General features: G+C 59.2%; 21 protein-coding genes and 1 pseudogene. 9 read left to right on the plus strand and 13 right to left on the minus strand.

Annotation, left to right across the window (positions count from 1 at the left end; genetic code table 11):
• Positions 1 to 86 precede the first annotated feature (86 nt).
• The 6 genes from AXG89_RS37005 to AXG89_RS37035 form a co-directional block, all read right to left on the minus strand.
• On the minus strand, positions 87 to 1382 hold the full coding sequence (locus AXG89_RS37005; protein WP_075360135.1) for an L-fuconate dehydratase: 1296 nt from the start codon (positions 1380 to 1382) through the stop codon (positions 87 to 89).
• Between the two features lie 212 nt (positions 1383 to 1594).
• Entirely contained in the window at positions 1595 to 1897 is a 303-nt protein-coding gene (locus AXG89_RS37015) for a 4Fe-4S binding protein (RefSeq protein ID WP_075360136.1), read from the minus strand.
• Entirely contained in the window at positions 1894 to 2211 is a 318-nt protein-coding gene (locus AXG89_RS37020; protein ID WP_075360137.1) for a hypothetical protein, read from the minus strand. The genes AXG89_RS37015 and AXG89_RS37020 overlap by 4 nt, the downstream gene beginning before the upstream one ends.
• A gap of 11 nt (positions 2212 to 2222) precedes the next feature.
• Positions 2223 to 2798, minus strand: coding sequence for an RNA polymerase sigma factor (locus tag AXG89_RS37025; RefSeq protein WP_062001139.1), 576 nt, complete (start codon positions 2796 to 2798; stop codon positions 2223 to 2225).
• 104 nt (positions 2799 to 2902) lie between these two features.
• Positions 2903 to 3739: an oxidoreductase gene (locus AXG89_RS37030; RefSeq protein WP_075360138.1), complete on the minus strand. Its 837-nt coding sequence runs from the start codon at positions 3737 to 3739 to the stop codon at positions 2903 to 2905.
• 118 nt (positions 3740 to 3857) lie between these two features.
• Positions 3858 to 4817: an SDR family NAD(P)-dependent oxidoreductase gene (locus tag AXG89_RS37035; protein WP_075360139.1), complete on the minus strand. Its 960-nt coding sequence runs from the start codon at positions 4815 to 4817 to the stop codon at positions 3858 to 3860.
• A 98-nt stretch (positions 4818 to 4915) separates the two neighbouring features.
• On the opposite strand from AXG89_RS37035, the gene AXG89_RS37040 reads away from it, so the two are divergent.
• Entirely contained in the window at positions 4916 to 5812 is an 897-nt protein-coding gene (locus AXG89_RS37040) for a LysR family transcriptional regulator (RefSeq protein WP_075360140.1), read from the plus strand.
• A 23-nt stretch (positions 5813 to 5835) separates the two neighbouring features.
• Here AXG89_RS37040 and AXG89_RS37045 read toward each other — a convergent pair whose 3' ends face one another.
• From AXG89_RS37045 to AXG89_RS37065, 4 genes are all read right to left on the minus strand, one after another.
• Complete coding sequence (locus AXG89_RS37045) at positions 5836 to 6597, minus strand: hypothetical protein (RefSeq protein WP_075360141.1); 762 nt, start codon at positions 6595 to 6597, stop codon at positions 5836 to 5838.
• 649 nt (positions 6598 to 7246) lie between these two features.
• Complete coding sequence (locus AXG89_RS37055) at positions 7247 to 8110, minus strand: cytochrome c oxidase assembly protein (RefSeq protein WP_075360143.1); 864 nt, start codon at positions 8108 to 8110, stop codon at positions 7247 to 7249.
• Positions 8111 to 8396: 286 nt separating this feature from the next.
• Positions 8397 to 9884: a monocarboxylate uptake permease MctP gene (gene mctP / locus AXG89_RS37060; protein ID WP_062001134.1), complete on the minus strand. Its 1488-nt coding sequence runs from the start codon at positions 9882 to 9884 to the stop codon at positions 8397 to 8399.
• Positions 9884 to 10087 carry a DUF3311 domain-containing protein gene (locus AXG89_RS37065; RefSeq protein WP_062001133.1) on the minus strand — a complete coding sequence of 68 codons (204 nt, stop codon included), beginning with the start codon at positions 10085 to 10087 and terminating at the stop codon, positions 9884 to 9886. The genes mctP and AXG89_RS37065 overlap by 1 nt, the downstream gene beginning before the upstream one ends.
• 306 nt (positions 10088 to 10393) lie before the next feature.
• Here AXG89_RS37065 and AXG89_RS37070 point away from each other — a divergent pair, with 306 nt between their 5' ends.
• The 6 genes from AXG89_RS37070 to AXG89_RS37095 all read left to right on the plus strand — a co-directional run bounded on the left by AXG89_RS37070 (position 10394) and on the right by AXG89_RS37095 (position 16146).
• Positions 10394 to 11788, plus strand: coding sequence for a cache domain-containing protein (locus tag AXG89_RS37070; protein ID WP_086386464.1), 1395 nt, complete (start codon positions 10394 to 10396; stop codon positions 11786 to 11788).
• Positions 11767 to 12435, plus strand: coding sequence for a response regulator transcription factor (locus tag AXG89_RS37075; RefSeq protein ID WP_372237097.1), 669 nt, complete (start codon positions 11767 to 11769; stop codon positions 12433 to 12435). The genes AXG89_RS37070 and AXG89_RS37075 overlap by 22 nt, the downstream gene beginning before the upstream one ends.
• An 85-nt stretch (positions 12436 to 12520) precedes the next feature.
• On the plus strand, positions 12521 to 13177 hold the full coding sequence (locus AXG89_RS37080) for a M24 family metallopeptidase (RefSeq protein WP_075360354.1): 657 nt from the start codon (positions 12521 to 12523) through the stop codon (positions 13175 to 13177).
• Positions 13178 to 13249: 72 nt separating this feature from the next.
• Positions 13250 to 14179 carry a LysR family transcriptional regulator gene (locus AXG89_RS37085; RefSeq protein ID WP_075360146.1) on the plus strand — a complete coding sequence of 310 codons (930 nt, stop codon included), beginning with the start codon at positions 13250 to 13252 and terminating at the stop codon, positions 14177 to 14179.
• Between the two features lie 198 nt (positions 14180 to 14377).
• Positions 14378 to 15580, plus strand: a complete 1203-nt coding sequence (locus tag AXG89_RS37090; RefSeq protein WP_075360147.1) for an NAD-dependent formate dehydrogenase — start codon at positions 14378 to 14380, stop codon at positions 15578 to 15580.
• A gap of 59 nt (positions 15581 to 15639) precedes the next feature.
• Positions 15640 to 16146, plus strand: a complete 507-nt coding sequence (locus tag AXG89_RS37095) for an HPP family protein (protein WP_075360148.1) — start codon at positions 15640 to 15642, stop codon at positions 16144 to 16146.
• Between the two features lie 54 nt (positions 16147 to 16200).
• Here AXG89_RS37095 and AXG89_RS37100 read toward each other — a convergent pair whose 3' ends face one another.
• Together AXG89_RS37100 and AXG89_RS37105 are read right to left on the minus strand one after the other, a co-directional pair.
• A complete protein-coding gene (locus tag AXG89_RS37100; RefSeq protein WP_075360149.1) occupies positions 16201 to 16989 on the minus strand; it encodes an aldolase in 789 nt (262 codons plus the stop codon).
• Positions 16990 to 17058: 69 nt separating this feature from the next.
• Positions 17059 to 17975: pseudogene (locus tag AXG89_RS37105) on the minus strand (LysR family transcriptional regulator).
• Between the two features lie 108 nt (positions 17976 to 18083).
• Here AXG89_RS37105 and AXG89_RS37110 point away from each other — a divergent pair.
• A complete protein-coding gene (locus tag AXG89_RS37110; protein WP_075360151.1) occupies positions 18084 to 19004 on the plus strand; it encodes a DMT family transporter in 921 nt (306 codons plus the stop codon).
• 4 nt (positions 19005 to 19008) lie between these two features.
• Here the strand turns inward: AXG89_RS37110 and AXG89_RS37115 are convergent, their stop codons facing one another.
• The gene (locus tag AXG89_RS37115; protein WP_075360152.1) at positions 19009 to 19893 is read right to left on the minus strand and encodes a LysR family transcriptional regulator; all 885 of its coding nucleotides are present in this window, start codon (positions 19891 to 19893) and stop codon (positions 19009 to 19011) included.
• Between the two features lie 121 nt (positions 19894 to 20014).
• Between AXG89_RS37115 and AXG89_RS37120 the strand changes: the two genes are divergently transcribed.
• A complete protein-coding gene (locus AXG89_RS37120; protein ID WP_075360355.1) occupies positions 20015 to 20863 on the plus strand; it encodes a transporter substrate-binding domain-containing protein in 849 nt (282 codons plus the stop codon).
• Position 20864 lies beyond the last annotated feature (1 nt).

Raw genomic sequence — 20864 nt, forward strand, 5'->3', positions numbered from 1 at the left:
CTCGAATGATAGCGTGCCAAAATTCTCTGGCCGCATTCACGATCGCTCCGATCGGAATATTAAACCGCGTGTCACTTATGCCCGACTTAGGCCCATCCCTCGCCATCGGGGAAATGGAATCGATCTAGCGAAGCGGCATGCATCTCGATGCTATAGCCGGCTGAGTCCGGCGGCATGTATCGGCCATTGCGGATAACGACCGGGCTGACGAAATGCTCGTGCAGATGATCGACGTATTCGAGCACGCGACTATCCAGCGACGCCGACACGCAGACATAATCGAAGATGGAAATATGCTGGACGTACTCGCACAAACCCACGCCGCCCGCGTGCGGACACACCGGCACGCCGAACTTGGCGGCCATCAGCAACACCACGATCACTTCGTTCAGGCCGCCTAGCCGGCAACTGTCGATCTGACAAAAGTCGATGGCGCCCGCCTGCAGCAATTGCTTGAACATCACGCGGTTCTGGCAATGCTCGCCGGTGGCGACGCCGATGGGCGCAATCCGGCTACGGATCGCGGCGTGGCCGAGGATATCGTCGGGACTCGTGGGCTCTTCGATCCACCATGGGTCGAACTGCGCCAGGCGGCGCATGTTGGCGACGGCTTCGTCGACGTCCCAGACCTGGTTGGCGTCCATCATCAGTTTGCGATCGGCGCCGATTTCATCGCGAAGAATGCGCGCGCGGCGGATGTCTTCTTCTATGTTGCCGCCGACCTTCTGCTTGAAATGCGTCCATCCCTGGGACACGCCTTCGCGCGCGAGGCGGCGGATCTTTTCATCGTCGTAGCCAAGCCAGCCTGCCGACGTGGTGTACGCCGGATAGCCATCAGCCAGCATTTCTTGCTCGCGTGCTGCACGGGTCGGCGAGTGACGGCGCAATATTGCCAGTGCTTCTTCGGGCGTGAGCGCGTCCGTGACGTAGCGGAAATCGAGGCAGCGCACGAGTTCTTCGGGGCTCATATCCACGAGCAGTTTCCACACGGGCTTCTGCGCGGATTTCGCCCACAGGTCCCATACGGCGTTGACGACCGCGGCTGTTGCAAGGTGGATCGCGCCCTTGTCCGGACCGATCCAGCGCAACTGGCTATCCGATGTAAAACCGCGCCAGAAGTCACCCATGTTTGCCGTGATGTCCTCGAGCTTCTTGCCGATGATCAGCGGCGCAAGCGCCTTCACTGCGGCCACGCAGATCTCGTTGCCGCGTCCTATGGTGAACGTGAGGCCGTGACCATCGAGCTTCGTGGGTGAATCGGTTTCGAGGATGACGTAGGTGGCGGAATAGTCCGGCGCCGCATTCATTGCGTCCGACCCATCGAGCGATCGCGAGGTGGGAAAGCGGATGTCCCTGACGGACAAATCTGTGATCGTGGTCATCTGAACACCTCCGTGCAATGGCAGATTCGACTCGGTAGAAACCCGGGCGCGCGCTCAGCAGGCGCGCGCTCAGCAGGCGCGCGCTCAGCAGGCGCGCGCTCAGCAGGCACGCGCTCAGCCGCTGAGTTTGTTTGCAGGCATGCTAGCACGGGGTACAACGTCGTTATCAAAGGCCACTACGCACTGTGGGGCATCCGTGGAGCCTTGAGCGTTCAGGTCTTTCTCGCCAGCGTGATTGCCCGCTCAGGGCAAGCGGTCACGCATAAACCGCATGCGCGGCACGCGTCCTCGTTGGGCGTGTAAGCGACCTTCATTCCATGGACGCGCAGTTTGAGCTTGTTCAGCGGGCCCAGGCGCGCGTAGTCCGCTGTATCGATTTGACGGATCACGAACACGTTTTCCGGACAGACCACCGCGCAATCGGCCTTGCCTTCGCAACGTTTCAGATTCACCACCGGGACGATGACACCCGGCGCCTGCTTGCAGTTCGCCGATGACGCGAGAACGGCGCTCATACGCTGTCAGCCTCGCGGGGCTTGCGAACCCCACACCGCCGGCTCTTGAATTGCTCGCGTTCCTCGGGCGTCATCTGTTCCCAGCGCCGCCATTGCCGGCGTCCGCGCCATCCTCCGCCATGCCCCCGAAAGCCGCCGAACAGAATCCGGCTCAACACCATCAACCCCAGCGAATGCGGAAAATCTATCGCCCGGGCGCCGATGAACAACGCCGGAACCACCCAGTTCCACAAGGTCATGACAAGCCACCCCAAAGCGGCGACCGCAACGAATGCCAACACCACCTTGGCCAATATCTTCAGTCCGAAACGCATTGCCTTTCTCCTCAAATATCCAGATCGTCATAAACAGGCTGCAAGCGCGTGCGCAGATGCAGCACCGCGTATCGCTTGCGAGCGAGCAGCGTGTTGATGCTCACACCGGTTTCCAGCGCCAGCTCCTTGAAGCCGCGCCCCTCCAGTTCGTGAGCGATAAAAATGTCGCGCTGATTGGCAGGAAGCTCATCGATCGCCTCCTGCAATGCCGTCAGCAGGACCGTGCGCGCATAGGACGCTTCGGGACCGCCGTCCTGCGCAGGAAGGGCGAGATCGAGCCGGTAGTCCTCATCGGCTTCATCGTCGATTTCGCCTAACGGCTGTTCTCGCCTCTTGCGAAACCGGTCGATGATGCGATTGCGCGCCACCCGGAACAGCCACGCACTGACCTGTTCGATAGGCTCGGGAAGCCGGTACGCCCGGACGAACTCGTGCAGCACATCCTGCAGGATGTCTTCGGCGTCACTGGGATCGCGCACACGACGCCGGATAAAATTTCCGAGCTTCGAGCGCTCACGCAAGACGGTTGCGGTGATCTCGTTATCGCTTTCGATGATGATCGGGCCTGACGGCTTCGGCGGTTCCATACACCTGCTGACGATCCACAAGCAGGAATATTGTGTCCGCGTGAAAAAAGCGGCCGGGCGGCCGCTCCATGAGGGAGATTAGACGTTTTGCCAGTGAACCGCGTTCAGTAAGTGCCGTCGGTGCTCACCGATACATCGCGCCACTGATTCAATTCCGCTTGCATGGCGGCGAGTTTTGCATCGGCTGCATTGACGGCAATCGAACCTGCAATGAAGCGCAGAGGCGGCTTGGGCTCGCCCGCAAGTTTGATCATCGCATCTGCAAGCTTCTCGGGGTCGCCTGGTTGCTGACCATTGCGTTGTTCGAACGACGCGCGAAGCGTGGCGCGTCGTTCGTCGTAATCCGCGATGGGTTTATCGCCGAAACGAAGCGACTCGGGCTTCAGGAAGTCAGTGCGGAACGGACCCGGCTCAACGATGGTCACGTGCATTCCAAACGGCGCCACTTCCTTGGCCAATGATTCGGAAAAACCTTCGAGCGCAAACTTGCTCGCGCTATACAGCGAGCACAGTTCAGCGCCAAGAATGCCCGCAAGCGATGACACGTTGAAGATGCGACCCCGCCGAGCAGCGCGCATGACCGGGAGCGCCGCCCATGTGACGTTGAAGGTGCCGAAGAGGTTCGTGGAGAGTTGCGCCTGCACGTCCTGCATCGTGGTCTCTTCGAAGAAACCCAGATGACCGTAGCCGGCGTTGTTCACCAGCACATCGATCGTGCCGAACTTCTTTATCGCTGCATCGACTGCGGCTTGCGCCTGGGTTGCATCGGCGACATCCAGAGTGAGACTGAGCAATTGCTCGCTGTCCTGCCCGAGGCGTGCACTGACATCCTCTCGTTTGCGGCCCGTCGCGACCACGCGGTCGCCGGCTCGCAAGGCGGCTTCTGCGATGTTTGCGCCGAGTCCACGGCTTGCGCCGGTGATGAACCAGGTTGTCTGCATGATGTGCTCCTCGATGATCGGAGTTCCATGGGAACACGCGGCGATGCTTCACCGGTAGCCCGTTCGTCGTGCGTTCTTGCTTGATCCTGCAAAGCACGCTTTCTAGCGTAAGGTTCTTCTATAGACACCTCAGAGCGGCCAAAGTGGTCCTGACCGCTTCGTCCCAAGGCGTGTGCGGTTCTTCGCCAAGCACGTTCAGCAACGCTGTATTGTTCATGTGAACAGGCTCTTTCCACAAATAGCGCATTTCGAGCAGCTCCCGGAATGTTTCCGAAAACGGTGCAATAGCGGGCAACGCCCACCACGGAAAAGCGCGGACCTTGATATTTGGGCGGCCGGTCGCATGCTTGATTGCATCGATCATGCGAGTGCCGTCGGCGTCCCAATGCCCGAGCATCTGGTAAGTGGCGAAGTCCGGAAGCGTCCGTTCGCGTTCAACCAGCCGCACCATTGTTCGTGCAACGTCCGGCACATACGCCCACTGATGTCCAACGCCACGGTTGCCCGGATAAAACATGCTCTGTACAGGCTTGCCTGGTTTCACCAAAGCGCTCGACAACCAGCTATTACCCGTGCTGCCGGGCCCGAAGAAATCGCCGGCACGCACGACAAGGCTGCGCACGCCATCGGCGCTTGCGTTCTTCAAATGCCGTTCCAGCTCGACACGGATTGCACCCTTGCGCGTGACTGGATTCTGAGGCGACGTCTCGCTTAGTAACGGGAGCGCGTCGGGTCCGTAGTTATAGACGGTGCCCGGCAAAAGAATCCGCGCGCCTGACGCCCGCGCCGCTGCGATGGTGTTGTCGATCATCGGCAGGACCAGCGCCGTCCAATTCTTGTATCCGGGCGGATTGACCGCATGAACGATAAGCTGCGCGCCGTGGGACGCCGCAACGACTTCGTCGCGGTTCATTGCATCGCCTTGTTGCCACTCGAAACGTTCGTCCCGTGCGGTCAGCTTTGCAGGCTGGCGATGCAGCGCGCACACATGCCAGCCTTCCCCGGCGAGTTGCCGCGCCACTTCTCCGCCAATGCCACCTGTTGCGCCCAACACCAATGCGATCCGGCTTTCGCTCATCTTCGACTCCTGTTGTGTTCTTCGATTGACGACCATTCTTGCGCGAATCGTGGTTAAATGAAATTGTCGAAAATAGTGGAACGGATATACATTTTTGTATGATCGAGAATGCGTTGAGCTGGGATTTTTATCGAACGTTTCTTGAGGTGCTGCGCGAGGGCTCCTTGTCGGGCGCCGCACGGTCGCTCGGCCTGACGCAGCCTACAGTGGGCCGTCACGTGGATGCGCTCGAGACAGCGCTGGGCTATGCGCTCTTCATCCGCACGCAACAGGGTTTGAGCCCGACGCAGGAAGCGCTTGCGTTACGCCCTTACGCCGAGGCGCTGGAGTCGACGAGCACGGCGTTGTTGCGCGCGGCATCGAGTCAGGGAGCAGGAGTGCGCGGCACCATCCGCATCACTGCGAGCGACGTGATCACGGTCGAGGTCCTGCCTGCGATCATCACGGAACTGCACGCGGCCTATCCCGAACTGACCATCGAATTGATGTCGTCCAATCGTATAGAGGATCTGTTGCAGCGTGAGGCTGATATTGCAGTGCGGATGCAGCGGCCCAGCCAGGGCGTGCTGATCGCGCGCCGTATCGGCGATGTGGAGCTCGGCATGTACGCGCATAAGGACTACTTGGCGCGGCGCGGCAGGCCTGCACGAATCGATGACCTGGCTGGTCACGCGCTGATCGGCTTTGATAAGGAAACCGCTTTTATCCGCAGCATGAAAACTAAGTTACCCGACGTGCACCGCGAGTCGCTGGCATTGCGCACCGACAGCGACCTCGCGTCGCTCGCCATGCTGAGGGCGGGGTTTGGCATTGGCTATTGCCAGATCGGTCTTGCGCGGAACAATCCGGCTCTCGTGCGGCTTTTCCCAAAGCGGATATCGCTCAAGCTCGACACATGGCTCGCCATGCACGAAGACCTTCGCGATAACCCGAGTTGCAAGGTCGCGTTTGCCGCTTTGGCCACGGGACTGGAAAAGTATGTGCAAGGAGCTTAGTCAAGCTTCGCCCCTTGGCACGATTACCTGGAGCCAGCGAGCACGAATGCATCGCTACGGTCGGCGAGCGGTGCTGCTGCGAGTATTGTGTTGTCATTGACGGCGAGCACGCCCGTCAGCGTTTTGTTCGGCGACAGGCAAGGCGCGCCGCCAAACGTGACGGTTGCGTCGTAGACATTCTTCGAACCGTGCGGCGCCACGGTGCCCGTGAAGACGCAACCACTCGTGCCGAGCCCCGATACCGCACCTGCAGGCGTAATCGTGACCGACACGGATTCTCCGCCTTTGATCGATCCCGCCACGCCCGTGTAGGTTCCCGCGATGGCTGCGAGGTTCGGGGTTTGGTCGTAGACCGTGCTGTATTGAGTCGTGAAAGTGACTGTTGTGCTACCCGAAGCAACAGGTGTGATCGTGCCGTTCAAACTGCTTTGCGCCACTAGGGAGAACGCGATGTTATCGGGCGTCACGCTATTCAGGCCGATGACGTAATTGCGCGCGTCTGTCGAATTCAGCGGCCCATTCGCGCGGCTCGCAGTACCCTGGACAAGACCCAGTGTGTTGGACGTCTGATTGACGTACAGGAAGTAATACACGCCCGTATCGAGGACGATGCCGGTAACGACGTCGCCCGCATTATCGGTGCCGCTATAAAAGCCTTGAGCCACGCCGCCGGATGTATCGGGCTGGACGAAATTGACCGGCGCGCTGTTGTCGCTACCACCGCCGCCGCCACATGCAGAAAGCGTAAGGGCTGCCATTGCGCAGCAAAGCGAATTCATTTTCATTTTTTTGGTCTTCTCGGATAGGTGCGCTAGCAACCGGTTACGAATTCTTATCAATATTTTCGGCGGTTATATTTACCATAAATTGATCGAAGAAATCGGCTTCGCAGTTGCGCGTGTTGTTCCGGTGCGACTCTCTTACCCCTCACCGGTTCCAGCGGCTGTTCCGCCTGTGCGATTTCATGAATGCGTCGCGGAGCTTGGTAATGCGAGCGACGGCAACGGTTTGCCAAAGCCGACTCCGAACCATGGATGAGTCGAAATCTGGCTCACGTAGAACGCCCAGATTCTTGGCCGTGCGTCGTATACCATCGCGCGGCTAACGCTGATGGGAATGCGCAGCTTGCCTTCGAGATGTCTCCAATTGTTGTTCGACCCGAGAGCGACCAGCGTAGCGATAAACAGCATGCCTAGCGTCTTGCATGCGCGCAAACGCTCGCGGTGAACGTGGCCAAAGCAACACCACAGCGACCACCAAAAGCAACTTTTGGGTGTGGTTCACCCTTGCGGATCGGCGTTTCTTACCTATTCCAGCCGCTGACGGCTTTGCGGAAGTCGCTAGTCAGCTGACCTCAATCAGCGCACTTTCAAGTAGTAGTGGTAACCCTAAAGGAAAATGCGCTTGCAAGGTGCTTAGAGCGCTTGCGACCTTTTACTTCGCGAGAACGGGCTTGGTGGCCGGCTTCTTTGCTTTCGATTTGGGCGGTACGCGCTGCGGCAATTCGGAAAGCCGCATGAGATGACGCAGCGCCATCATTGCGCCGATTGCTTCGAGTACAGCGGCGGGTACCCACATGATGAGTCCGCCGAGACTCTGATCCAGCGTAGCAGGCACCGATGTGAATGCGCGGCCGCACAGCGTGAATATCGGGTAGAGATCGTGAGTTGAGAACGTGATGATCGCGCCGACCAGAATCTGCGGCGCCATGGTGATGACGGGTGAAAGCACGCGCAGGCCCGGCCGTGTGCGGCTGGGCGGATGCGGACGATGATCGAGCAGCATCCACCAGTACAGCAGGCCGCTTATGGCGACCGACCAGTTCATGAACGTATAGATGCGCCAGTCGAGCATCGCAACGAATTGCACCGATGGAATCAGCCAGAACACAACCGAGACGACAAACGCTATTGAAATGAACGTAGGATTCAGCACGATGGCCGCAAGTAGCCGTGCGGGACGGCGATATTGCCAGCGGCGCAACGCGCTGCGCCAATGCAAGGGCAGCCCGGCCCTGAGCGCACTGCCCGGATAAGACGCCATCAGAATCAACGGTGCGAGGTGATGAAGGACGAGATGCTGAAGCCTGTGTACGAAAAATTCGTGCTCGGCGTAATAGTCGAGACGCGTGTGCAGCGCAATATAGAAGAGCGCAAGGCCGATCCAGAAAGCACCCTGACGGGTACGGCTGATTCGGATGCGGCGCGACCCGCGGGCGAACAGCACGGCAGTTCCAACGAAAATTGCCACGAGCCCAACAGATGGTTCCCAGGGGACGAGCAGATCGAATAGAGACATGGCGGCTTAAACAATGTAAGGAAGCACGGGCGTGCAGGGACGCTCGTCTTGGCGAGTCGAATGTTAGCAGTTGCGCAGAGGGGGTGCTGGCGCTCGAGGCTTTAGCTCGAACGTAAGAAACTCGCTAAAAGCGCTGCGCCCGGTCAGGGGGCATACGCTAAGCGGGCAATGGACGCGTATTTCTTTTTTGATTGAGGCGCGTCGATTTGCCGCTAGTGAGAGTCACCTATGAATTGGGCGCCGGCACCACGGCCGGCGCCCAATTAAGACCGCTAATTTAGCCGACTTAAGCAGCCGAGCGCGTTGCCGAAGCAATCCGCGCCGGAAACACCGTCGACAGCACGAGCGTCACAACAATATTGACCGCCAGCGCAAGCACGCCGATATAAACCGGATACGTCGTGGCGCCTACGTGCAAAGCGTAGATAGGCTTGAGCCCTTGCATGAACACCATTGTCGTGCCAAGCCCAATCCCCGCCAGCCAGCCAATAAACAGCGCGGGTAACTTGAGCCAGCGCGTGTACAGCGAGAACACGACTGCCGGGAACGTCTGCAAGATCCATACGCCGCCAAGCAATTGCAGGTCGATGGCAAATTGCGTCGGCAGGAAGATGATGAAGACCAGTGCGCCCAGCTTGACTGCGAGCGACACCACCTTGGCATTGGTCGCTTCCTGTGCCGGCGTAATGTTCGGCTGAACCAGCGGCTTCCACAAATTGCGCGTGAACAGGTTTGCCGATCCAATCGACATGATCGCGGCAGGCACAAGCGCACTGATCGCGATCGCGGCCGCAGCGAAGCCGACGAACCACGACGGGAACAGCTTGAGGAACAACGCAGGCACCACATCGGTTGGCGAAGTGACCTTTACACCAGCCGCAATTGCCATGTAACCCAGCAGCGCAATCAGCCCGAGCAGCAGCGTGTAAGCCGGCAAGGCAATCGCGTTCTGCTTGATGGTCTTCGCGCTCTTGGAGCTGAGCACGCCGGTCAGCGTGTGCGGATACATGAAGGCTGCCATTGCAGAGCCGAACGCAAGCGAGGCATAAGCCGTGAACTGGCTTGCCTTGAGCGTAATGCCCGTCGCTCCACCCTTGGCCGTAAAGAAGTGATCGGCTGCATCGAAGACGGATGCATAGCCGCCAAGCTTGCTGGGAATGAGCCAGATCGCCGCGATCACCACGATGTAAATCATGATGTCCTTGACGAAGGCGATCATTGCAGGCGCGCGCAGGCCGCTCGCATACGTGTACACCGCAAGAATGATAAAAGCGACGACCAGCGGCGTCTCACCCGTCACGCCAAGGCTCTTGATCACCACTTGCATGCCGACGAGTTGCAACGCAATGTACGGCATCGTCGCAATGATTCCCGTCAACGCGATAGCCGCGGCAAACCATCGTCCGCCGTAGATACCCTGCACGAAGTCAGCGGCCGTAATGTGATTGTTCTTCTGGCAAACCGACCAGAGCTTGGGCATCACCGCGAACACGAACGGGTACACGATGATCGTGTAAGGCAGCGCAAAGAATCCATATGCCCCGACTGCGTAGACGAGTGCCGGGACCGCGATCACCGTGTACGCGGTATAGAAGTCGCCGCCCACGAGGAACCACGAAATGACTGCACCGAACTGGCGGCCACCGAGGCCCCATTCGTGCAATTGCGTCATGTCGCCCGCTTTCCAGCGCGCCGCGAAAAATCCCAGCACCGTGACCAGCGCAAAGAATCCCAGGAATACGAGACCGGAGGTCCAGTTGAATGTCGTCGGCATTATCGGACCCACTTGTAAATGACGTACAGGATCAGCGACGTCAGCGGCACCCATAGCAGCTGATACCAATAGAAGAAAGGAAAACCGGCGAATGACGGACGCACGTCGTTATAAAAGGGCAGCCACAATAAGGCGACGTAAGGGATCAACAGCAGCAGCCTGCCGGCTGCGCGTTTTCCGGAGGAAACGCTTTCTGAACTCATGGATATCTCCTGGAACCAGTCTCTTTTCGAACTGGAGCCGGAGTATTAGCGGAATTTCGGTTGTCGCCTTCCGTAGTAATACGTAGACGCGGCGTGTGCTCTATGGCGCAGCGCTGCGAGGCTTAACACGCAAGTGTCTTTACAAGGTCAAGGGCGGAATCACCCTACGTAATACTACGCAGACGAAAGGTGTCTTAAGGGCAGGTCGTGCGGAGGGATGGCACAATTCGAGGCTGGACAGGGATATTCGGCCGAACAAATCCAGCGTCCCAGCGGAAAAATTCAATGCGACTCTCTTTGCACGGGATGAAGCGAAAGTGGCTGATTCTCGCTCTTCTTCCATTCATCGGAGCAATGGCTACGATTGCTATTGCCGTAGCGTTCCAGGCCAAGGCCTTGTCGAATTCGGAGCAGCGCGAAATTGCAGCGGCTTACCGAAGCAGCAAGGAAGTCGAGCTCAAGAATTACGTCGCGCTGGCGGAAAGCGCGGTTGCGCCGCTTTACAACTCAGGTCGTGACGACCCCGCTACGCGCGCTGAGGCGCTGGCAATCTTATCGAAACTCGAGTTCGGTAGCGACGGCTATTTTTTCGTCTACGACCTTCAAGGCGATTTGCTGATGCATCCACGCCTGGCGCAGCTCGTAGGCACGAACCTCTGGTCCATGCATGATCCTCATGGCGCGCTTACCATTCAATCTCTCTTGGCGAAGGCTAAAAGCGGCGGTGGGTTTGTCGAATATTTATGGGAGCGTCCGTCGACCCACAAAATGGAATCGAAGCTGGGTTACGTGGTGACTTTCGAACGATGGGGATGGATGGTCGGGACGGGCATCTATCTGGACGACGTCAATATGGCGCTTTCTCAAACAGGGCGGCAAGCGTCGTCGAATATTCGCCATACGCTGTTTTTGATCGGACTGGTCGGTGCGCTGGGAATGGGATTCATCGGCGCTTGCGGCATTGCAATGAACGTCACCGATCACCGCAGCTCGGACGCGCAGTTGAAGATCATGGCGCGTCAGGTGGTTGAATCGCAGGAGGCGGAACGAGGCCGGTTGTCGCGTGAACTTCACGACGGCATTAGCCAGATGCTCGTATCCATCAAATTGCTGCTGGAGTCGGCGCTTGCGCTAAAACCTGTCAATGCCAGCCGGGAGGATCCTAGCGGACCGCCTATTCACAACGCATTGGCGCAGACGAACCGGACGCTGGCCGAGATCCGGCAGATCTCCCACGACCTGCGTCCGGCCATGCTCGACGATTTTGGCCTCGGCGCCGCCTTGCGCCAGCTTGCGCTCGAATTCAACGAGGCGGGTAACGCACCGCACACGAACGTCACAGTCGATGCCGCAAAGAGCGATGCGCATCCGCTGCCCGATGCCGTGAACACGGCGCTATTTCGTGTCGCGCAGGAGGCGCTGACGAACATCCAGCGCCATGCGCATGCGGCCAACGCACGCGTCACGCTCACTTGCGCGCCGGGGCGGGTCGTCTTGACGATCATCGATGACGGTATCGGCTTCGGTTCCGGCGCAGTGCAGTCGGACCCGCGACGAGGTATCGGCCTGCGTAACATGCGCGAACGCGTGGAGTCGCTCAACGGCTCCTTCGGAATCGAATCGCGGCCGGGATGGACTGGCCTGACGGCTGCGATCCCGGTCGAATTCCCCTCAACCGTATCAAGCCACTTGAGCTCATGACAGGCACTATCGACATCTTGCTGGTGGACGATCATCAACTCGTGCGCGACGGATTGAGGCTGCGGCTGGATGCCATCGACGGCTTCCGGGTAGTCGGTGAAGCGAGCAATATGCCGGAGGCGCTGCGGGTCATGGAGCGTCTTTCGCCGCGCCTCGTGCTGACGGACCTCAGCATGAAAGGTGGCAGCGGCGTTGCGCTTACGCGCGCAATTCGGCAACGCCATCCGGCAATGCACGTGCTCGTTTTATCGATGCACAACAACGCCGAATACATGGCCGAAGCTCGAGCGGCAGGCGCAAGCGGATATGTGCTCAAGGACGCGCCGGCGACGGAGATCATCGCTGCGATCCATACTATTCTGGGCGGCGGCGCCTATTTCAACGAACAGGTGAAACAGGCTGCGGCGGTTCCGGTCAAAAGCCACGCCAAGGACCGCAGCAATTACAGGCAGATCGAAAAGCTGACGCCGCGTGAACAGGAGTTGTTGCGCGACCTCGCCAATGGCCTTTCCAACAAGCAGATCGCGGTGCTGCACGGGCTCTCGGTCAGGACGGTGGAGACGCACCGAATGTCGATCAAACGCAAGCTGGATATTGAGGGTCAGGCGGAACTGATCAAGTTTGCTGTTGAATTTTTCAGCGCTTGAGACCGGTCCCATTTTGTCATGGCGGTGGACTTTCTTATCGGCCATCGATATATTTATCTGGATATAACGACGGAGCGTCCCAGTGGTGAATAGCGCGCAAGAGGCAGTCGGCGAGAAATTCGTTCTCGAATCCATGCGTCGCGCACGTGACAAGACATGGGAAGTGGTCGAGCGGGTTGCGTCGAAGGTCAAACCCGGAATGCTGGAGTCGGAAGCCTTGGCCGAATGCAAGAGCGTTCTTCAGGACATGAAGATGGACCGAATCTGGCATCCCATCCTGATCCGCTTTGGCGAAAATACTCTGCGAACCTTCAAGGAGCGCTCCGAAGGCGATCCGCGGCTCAAGGACGACGACATCTTTTTTATCGATCTGGGTGTGGTCTGGCAAGGCCATGAAGGCGACTCGGGCGCGACCTTCGTAGTCGGCGCGGACGCCGAAATGCACGCGTGCGCGCAGGACGCAAAGACCGTCTTCGATGAAGTCGAACACCACTGGCGCACAACCGGCGCAGGCGGCAAGGCGCTGTACGACTACGCCGCCGAACGTGCGCATGCGCTGGGATGGAAGCTGAATCTCGACATCAAGGGACATCGGGTCAGCGATTTTCCGCACGCCATTTTCAAGGCGGGCAATCTCGGCGATTACCAGCCGCACCCAAATGCGGGATTGTGGATTCTGGAGATTCAGCTCGCGCATCCGACGCGTCCATTCGGCGCTTTCTACGAGGATCTGCTCGTCTAAGCCTAGAGAGCCCGAAGGGCGTGTGAAGGATCTCGACGGACCATAGCCAACCAAGGCCAACCAAGGAAAGCGATGTTCATTCGCCAGCTCGAGTATCTCGTCACGTTGGCAAGGGAGAAGCATTTCGCGCGGGCAGCGGAGGCGTGCCACGTATCCCAGCCGGCGTTGTCATCGGCTATTCGCACTCTCGAGACAGAACTCGGTCTCGTCATTGTCGAGCGGACACGGCGGTTCGTGGGGTTCACCGAAGACGGCGAGCGCGTGCTCGGATGGGCGAAGCAGACGCTGGCGTCGCTCCAGAACATGCGCCACGATGCCTCGGCCGCGCAGATCAAGCTCATCGGGACCCTGCGCATAGGAGCGATCCCGACCATCATTCCGGTGACCGCGCGCATGCTCGCGCCTTGCATGCGCGAGCATCCGGACATGAGGTACGAGGTCCGCTCGCTGAGCTCCGACGCCATCCTGCGTCAGCTCGACGAATATGAACTCGATGTCGGCCTGACCTATCTCGACGATCAGGTCCAGGCCGGTTTCAGCGTCCTGCCGCTCTATTTCGAGCGATATATGCTTCTGTCACCCGCAAGCGCCGGGGACAGCTTCAGCGCGCCGATACAGTCCTGGAGCGATGTCGGTGAATTGCCGCTAGGGCTGCTCACGTCGACCATGCAGAACCGCCAGGTGATCAATGCTGCGTTCCGGCGGGGGAACGTGCAGCCGCGCGTCGTACTCGAGACTGATTCGCTGCTCTCTCTTTATGCTCACATCCAATACGCCAGCCTGTATAGCGTTTTTCCTCATAGTCTGCTTAGCGTGCTGCCTTCGGGCAACGATGTGCGTGCATCGCTCCTGCTGCCCGAATTGACGCGCGGTATCGGCCTGATTGCGCGCAGCCGCAATGCGCTGCCGCCGCTGGTTGCCGCCATGTGGCACTCGGTGGAGCAACTCAACCTTCAGCGCGAGTTCGACGCGCTCGTACCTGCTGCCGTCAAAACGGCCTGATCACGCACGCTCAAGCCGACCCGCGTTCGCCTGCGTTGATAACAAGGGCTTATCAAGTGATCCATCCAAACGATTGGACCCGCTGCCGCGACTTGTAGACACTCAATCTCGTCGACGTACCAACCTCATGTTCGACGAGGCGGCGCCCTTCGCCAGAAGCGCCGGTGTAAATCAAATCAAAGTGGAGTGGAGACAATCATGGCCAAGGTTCTTTGCGTTTTATACGATGATCCCGTTGATGGCATGCCGAAGAAGTATGCACGGGACGATGTACCCAATATCACGAAGTATCATGACGGGCAAAGCGCGCCCACGCCGAAGGCGATTGATTTCAAACCGGGCGAATTGCTGGGCAGCGTGTCGGGCGAGCTGGGCCTGCGCAAGTTCCTGGAATCGCAAGGGCACACACTGGTTGTGACGTCGGACAAGGACGGCCCGAACTCCACGTTCGAGCGCGAACTCGAGGATGCTGAAATCGTTATCTCGCAGCCGTTCTGGCCCGCGTACCTGACGGCTGAACGCATTGCAAAAGCGCCGAAGCTGAAACTTGCGCTGACTGCCGGTATCGGTTCGGATCACGTCGATTTGCAAGCTGCTATCGACCGTGGCATTACCGTTGCCGAAGTGACGTTCTGCAACAGCATCAGCGTGGCTGAGCATGTCGTAATGATGATCCTGTCGCAGGTTCGTAACTACCTGCCGTCGCATGAGTGGGTCAAGAAGGGCGGCTGGAACATTGCGGATTGCGTGTCGCGTGCATACGACCTGGAAGGCATGAACGTAGGTACGGTCGCCGCCGGCCGCATTGGTGCAGCCGTGCTGCGCCGCCTCAAGCCGTTCGACGTGAAGCTGCATTACACGGACCGTCACCGTTTGCCGGAAGCTGTCGAGCGCGAGTTGGGCGCCACGTGGCACCCGACTGCAGAGTCCATGGCGCAGGTCTGCGATATCGTCACGATCAACTGTCCGCTGCATCCGGAAACCGAGCATCTCTTCGACGAAGCGATGATCAACAAGATGAAGCGCGGCGCCTACATCATCAACACGGCACGCGGCAAGATCGTGGATCGCGACGCTATCGTCCGTGCATTGGAAAGCGGTCAACTGGCAGGTTACGCGGGCGACGTGTGGTTCCCGCAACCGGCGCCGGCCGATCACCCGTGGCGCACCATGCCGAACCAGGGCATGACGCCGCATACGTCGGGCACGACGCTTTCCGCACAGGCGCGTTACGCAGCGGGTACACGCGAAATCCTTGAATGCTGGTTCGCCAACGAACCGATTCGCGACGAGTACCTGATCGTCGATGGCGGCCGACTCGCCGGTGTGGGCGCTCACTCGTACAGCGCAGGCAATGCAACGAAGGGCTCTGAAGAAGCTGCCCGTTACAAGAAGGCATAACAATGCCGGCACGCCGGTCCAGACCAACCGGCGTGCCCGACCGCAAGGATGTTAGACCTATGAGCGAGCAGACTGCTAGAGCGGCGCCAGCCGTTCATCATCCAACCCACTTGAAGCAAGCACTATTCGGTTTTCTGGGCGGTACATGTGCAATAGGATTGATCGCATGGCTCGGGCATGTGACGAGCAGCCCGCTGGTGATCGCACCATTCGGTGCATCGAGCGTTCTGTTGTTTGGCGCGCCCGACAGTGCCTTCGCTCAACCGCGCAATCTTGTCATCGGGCATTTGCTTTCCACTGCAGTCGGACTTGCGATGTTCTATATGGCAGGGCCGGGGATATGGCAAATGGCGCTGGCTGTTGGCATTGCCATCGGACTCATGCAACTTGGACGTTGCGTACATCCGCCGGCGGGAGCCGATCCGCTAGTGATCATGTTAAGCGGCAATGCATCGGCGGGATTCTTCTTTGTCCCAGTAGTGGCCGGTGTATGTTTGCTTTCGGTGATCGCGCTTGTCTTCAACAATCTCGTGCGTCGTCACCGATGGCCTCAGAAGTGGTTCTAATTCAACCGATGGCGGCAGCGTTGCCCCCGCCTTCTCCCGAGTCCGTGCCAGAAATCATTCTTCGAACTTGTTTCCGTGACTGCGCAATATACGCAGCGCGCTGTCCAGATGCGCGCGTGCGCTTTCTGCATCGCCCAGGCGCATTTGCTCGTAGGCAAGCTGCGCCACCTCATGCGGAATCGGCTTGAGCGGTCGATTGCTCGCCATGGCCTTGAGTTGGACCTCAGCCGCGCGCTCGAGATAATAAAGATCGTCCCACGCTTCAGCGATGCTCGCCCCGCCCACCATCACGCCGTGATTCTTGAGAAAGAGCACGTCGGCGCTGCCCATTGCCACCGCAATGCGATCGCCTTCCGATGCGTCCAGCGCGAGACCGTTGTAGTGCTCGTCCACCGCGGTACGGCCGTAGAACTTCAGTGCAGTCTGGCCCAGCCAGAGAAGCGGCGGCCCTTCGAGCAAGCACAGTGCAGTCGCATTCGGCATATGGGTATGGAAGGCCGCTTTGAGACGCGGTTTTAGCCGATGCAAACGCGCATGAATATAAAACGCGGTGGCTTCGGGCTTGCCTTCACCAGCGATCACATGTCCTTCGAAATCGCAAACGAGCAGGCGCGACGCCGTCACTTCCGCGAACGCATAGCCGTAGGGACTGACGAAGAACAGGTCCTCATGTCCCGGCACGACTGCCGAGAAATGGTTGCAAACGCCTTCCTCGAATCCGCGCTGGGCTGCCAGCTGAAAACATGCGGCGAGCTCGACACGCGCCTGCATGACTGCATCGGAATCCAGCCGTGCACGATTGGACGATGCGTGTAGTTCGCCAACTGAAAGCGTATGAGCCATGATGATTGCCGTGGAGTTTCAGTGCTTTGAGTATACCGAAGAGCTTAAGCGTTTTCGGTCTCGACGCGCCTAAGCGCCGACACCTTTCTCAACCAGATAATCAATCAGCACCCGCACCTTGGGCGGTAAAAACCTGTTCGGCGGATAAAGCAGCCACACCTCTCCCACGTATGCTTGTGCCGCGAAGGTCCAATCGGCAAGCACCTGTACCAGTTCGCCGCGCGCCAGCGCATCCGCAGCGGTGAACTCCGGCAAGTTCGCAATGCCAAAATCCTGCAACGCGGCGTCGAGGCGCGCGCCTGCATGGTTCGCTATATAACGCCCGTGGACTTCGACCGTTTGCGTTTCGGAACCACGCTGAAAACGCCAGCGGTTGTCATCGGCGGTCTCGCCCAGATACAGGCAATCATGCTGCGCCAGATCGCGTGGGTGCGTGAGCGTACCGCGCGCCTTCAAATAAGCGGGCGATGCACACAACACCCAACGTACCGAACCCAGCCGCCGTCCGGCCAGACCCGGCGGGGATGTTCCGTCAGACGGATCACGAGGTCGATATCGTCGTGAAGCGGGTCGACTTCATGATCGGCGTAAAACAACTGCAAGTCGACGTCCTCATATGCGCGCAAAAATCCCGGCACCAGTGGGTGGATCACGGTCTTTGCAAACGCAGTCGGCGCACTGAGACGCACCTTGCCTTGCGGCCGGCCGACGAGTGACCCGGCTGCATCCACGGCGCCCGATGCAGCGCTGACGATGTCGCGGCAATACCGGACGACCTGCTCGCCCGATTCCGTCACTCGCACTTTGCGCGTGGAACGTTCGAGCAGGCGCGTGGCCAACGCTTCCTCCAGGCGCTTGATCTGACGGCTTACCGTTGAAGGGGTACTGCCAAGCTGGCGCGCCGCGACCGAAAAATTGCCGCAGTCGACAACGCGCGCAAACACGGCCATGTCAGGCAGCAACGCAAACAGTTCGGGAGGGTTCATCGATGATCCGTGATTGATGCATTTGCGACATAAAGCCTGTGCGCGTCGGCCCGATTATCACCGCAAGCGCAAGGCTCGACAATACGGATTCTTTCACCGGGGGCCGCCATGCCGAAACAAGATCGCCTGCTGTTAGGTTCCGATTTGATGCTGCTGGTGGTCGCCGTGGTGTGGGGCACGAGCTATGGCGTCGTCAAGAATGCGCTCGTGTTCTACCCCGTGCTCGGTTTGTTGACGCTGCGGTTCGGCATGACGTTCGTGGTTTTGTCGCCGGCGTTGCGTCATTTGCGTCACGCCGATGCACGCACGCTGCGCGGCGTGTTTATCGCGGGGGTCTTGTTATTGGGCATTTTTCTTTGCGAGACTTTTGGCGTGCTGCTTACCCGCGCAGCCAACGCGGCATTTCTGATCAGCCTGTGCGTAGTCATGACGCCGCTGGTCGAATGGTTTCTGCTCAAGCGCAAACCCGCTCGCATGGAATGGGGCGCGGTTGCCCTTTCTCTGTTCGGCGCATGGCTGCTGGCCGACGACGGTACATTCGTCTTCAATCCCGGCGATGCGTTGATACTCGCCGCCGCATTTCTGCGTGCGCTCAACGTATGCGTGACCAAGCGCGTGATGCGTGATTCGGTGTTGCCTGCGTTATCGGTGACAGCGGTGCAATCGGGCGTAGTTGCGCTCGGCAGCGCGGCGGTGGCGCTTCTCTTCGCACCGCGCCAGTGGCAGCATGTGCCTTCTTTCGCGGAGCACACGCCGTTCTGGATCAGCATGTTTTATCTGGTTTTGGCTTGCACGCTGTTCGCATTCTTCGCCCAGAATTACGCGATCAAGCGCAGCAGTCCCACCCGCGTCGCGTTGCTGATGGGCAGCGAACCGGCGTTCGGCGCGTTGTTCGCGTGCCTCTGGCTTGGTGAAAGAATCTCGGTAACGGCGTGGGTTGGGGGCGGGTTGATCGTCGTGGCGTCCATGCTCGCGACCGTGCGCTGGGGTAAAGCCGCAAGCGTCCAGTTGTCCGCGGGAAGCGCCTGATCACTCAGCGATGTGCCTCCAGCAACAGATTCAAAAACGCTTCCGCACTCCGGGTGAGAGGTCGCGCTTCTTCCACGATGGCGCAAAAGGGCATCGAATAGAAGGGTGATTCAGGCAGTACCGCGAACTCGTATCGCGGCGAAAGTTGCGCTGCGTAGTGCTCGGGCAACAAGCCGACATAGCGGCCGGTGGCGACCATCATGGCCACGGCTTCGAGCCCGCTGACCTCGAGGCCCTGGGTGAATCCCTGCGTTGCGAGCGCATCCTCGACGAACGGATGAGGCCTGTACACGAGGGGTAAAACGCGTGTATCGGAATTTGCATGAATCTCGCCGGAAGCTGCCGGCCGATAAAACACGCGATGCGTCTCGGTGAAAAGCGGGTAGTGCCGGAACGCCCGAATCCGTTTATAAGCGCCGCGTATTGCGATCTGCACGCGCCGTTCGGTAAGTGCTGCGCCAAGGTCGCTGAATGTCATTACCGACAACGACGGCCTGACGAGCGGCGCTATCCGGTGCAACTCGCCAAGCGCCTCGGAAATCCGGCATCCCTCATGCGTAAGCACATGTTCGGATGTGCCAAGCAGCAACGGACCGGACAGGACTCCGCGCACGGCATCGACTTCCGGTTTGATGCGCTCGAGCGCTTCCAGCGCCTGCAACGCGACCCTCAGCGCAACTTCCCCGCCTTCGGTTAGCTGGAATCCGCCGGGACCGCGCTCGCACAGCTTCAGTCCCAGATGCGCCTCCACTTCGTTGATATGCCTGCTGATCGACGCCTTCGACATCGATAAAGCCCGCTCCGCCGCGGCGAATCCGCTCGCCTGCGCCGCCGCGCAAAACACGCGCAGCGAACGCAGGTCGCGCTCGGTCAGATCCATTTTTTTCATCGGCGCGCGGCTCAAAAGGTTTCGGTTTCCGGAACCATAACCGCGAAAAAATGGTTTTTCAAAACTTTTTTGACTACCTACATTTCCCTCACCAATGCTTTTCAACGATCCGGGGATTCACATGAACACGCTCGACCGACGCAAATTCATCACCATCGCGGGCGGCGTCTCGCTTGCGATGGCCTTGCCTTCCCTTGCGTTCGCGGAAGGCGGAACGCTTGCGGACATTCGCAAGCGCGGCAAGCTGACAGTCGGCACCGAGGCGGCTTACGAGCCCTACGAGTTCGTTGAAAACGGCAAGGTAGTGGGCTACGGTCACGACATTCTGGATTACATGGCGAGCAAGCTGGGCGTCACGCTCGATCAGGTCAACCTGCCGTTCCAGGGTCTGCTACCCGGCCTGATGACGCACAAGTTCGATTTCGTCGCGACGAGCGTTGGCATCAATCCTGAGCGCGCGAAGCGCTTTGCGTTCTCGGAGCCCGTAGGTGTCGTCGACACCGTGCTGGTCGTGCGTTCAAATGACAGCGCCATCGCCAAAGCGGAAGATATCGCAGGACATGTGGTTGGCACGCAGATGGGTTCGTCGTCACAACCAATCGCGCAAGCCTTCGATGCACAACTGAAAACCAAGGGCGCCGGTTATGCCGATATCAAGCTGTTCCAGGCCTATCCGGACGTCATGGTCGCGTTGACGAACAAGACGCTGGATGTGGGCATCATGCCGTCGAATGTCGTTGCCGTGCTGATGAAGAAGGAGCCGGGGCAATTCCGCGTCATTGGCAAGATCGGTGAGCCGAAGATGCTCGCGTGGGTCGCGAACCCGCAGGACCTGGAGATTCGCACGTTCATCAATACGTCGCTCACCGAATTGACGAAGAGCGGCCAGCTGGCGCAAATGCAGAAGAAGTGGTTTGGCTACACGATGAACCTGCCAACCAGCGGCTATTTGCCTGAAGGCGCGGTCTGAG

The sequence above is a fragment of the Burkholderia sp. PAMC 26561 genome (genome assembly GCF_001557535.2).
In the GTDB taxonomy this organism is placed as follows: domain Bacteria; phylum Pseudomonadota; class Gammaproteobacteria; order Burkholderiales; family Burkholderiaceae; genus Caballeronia.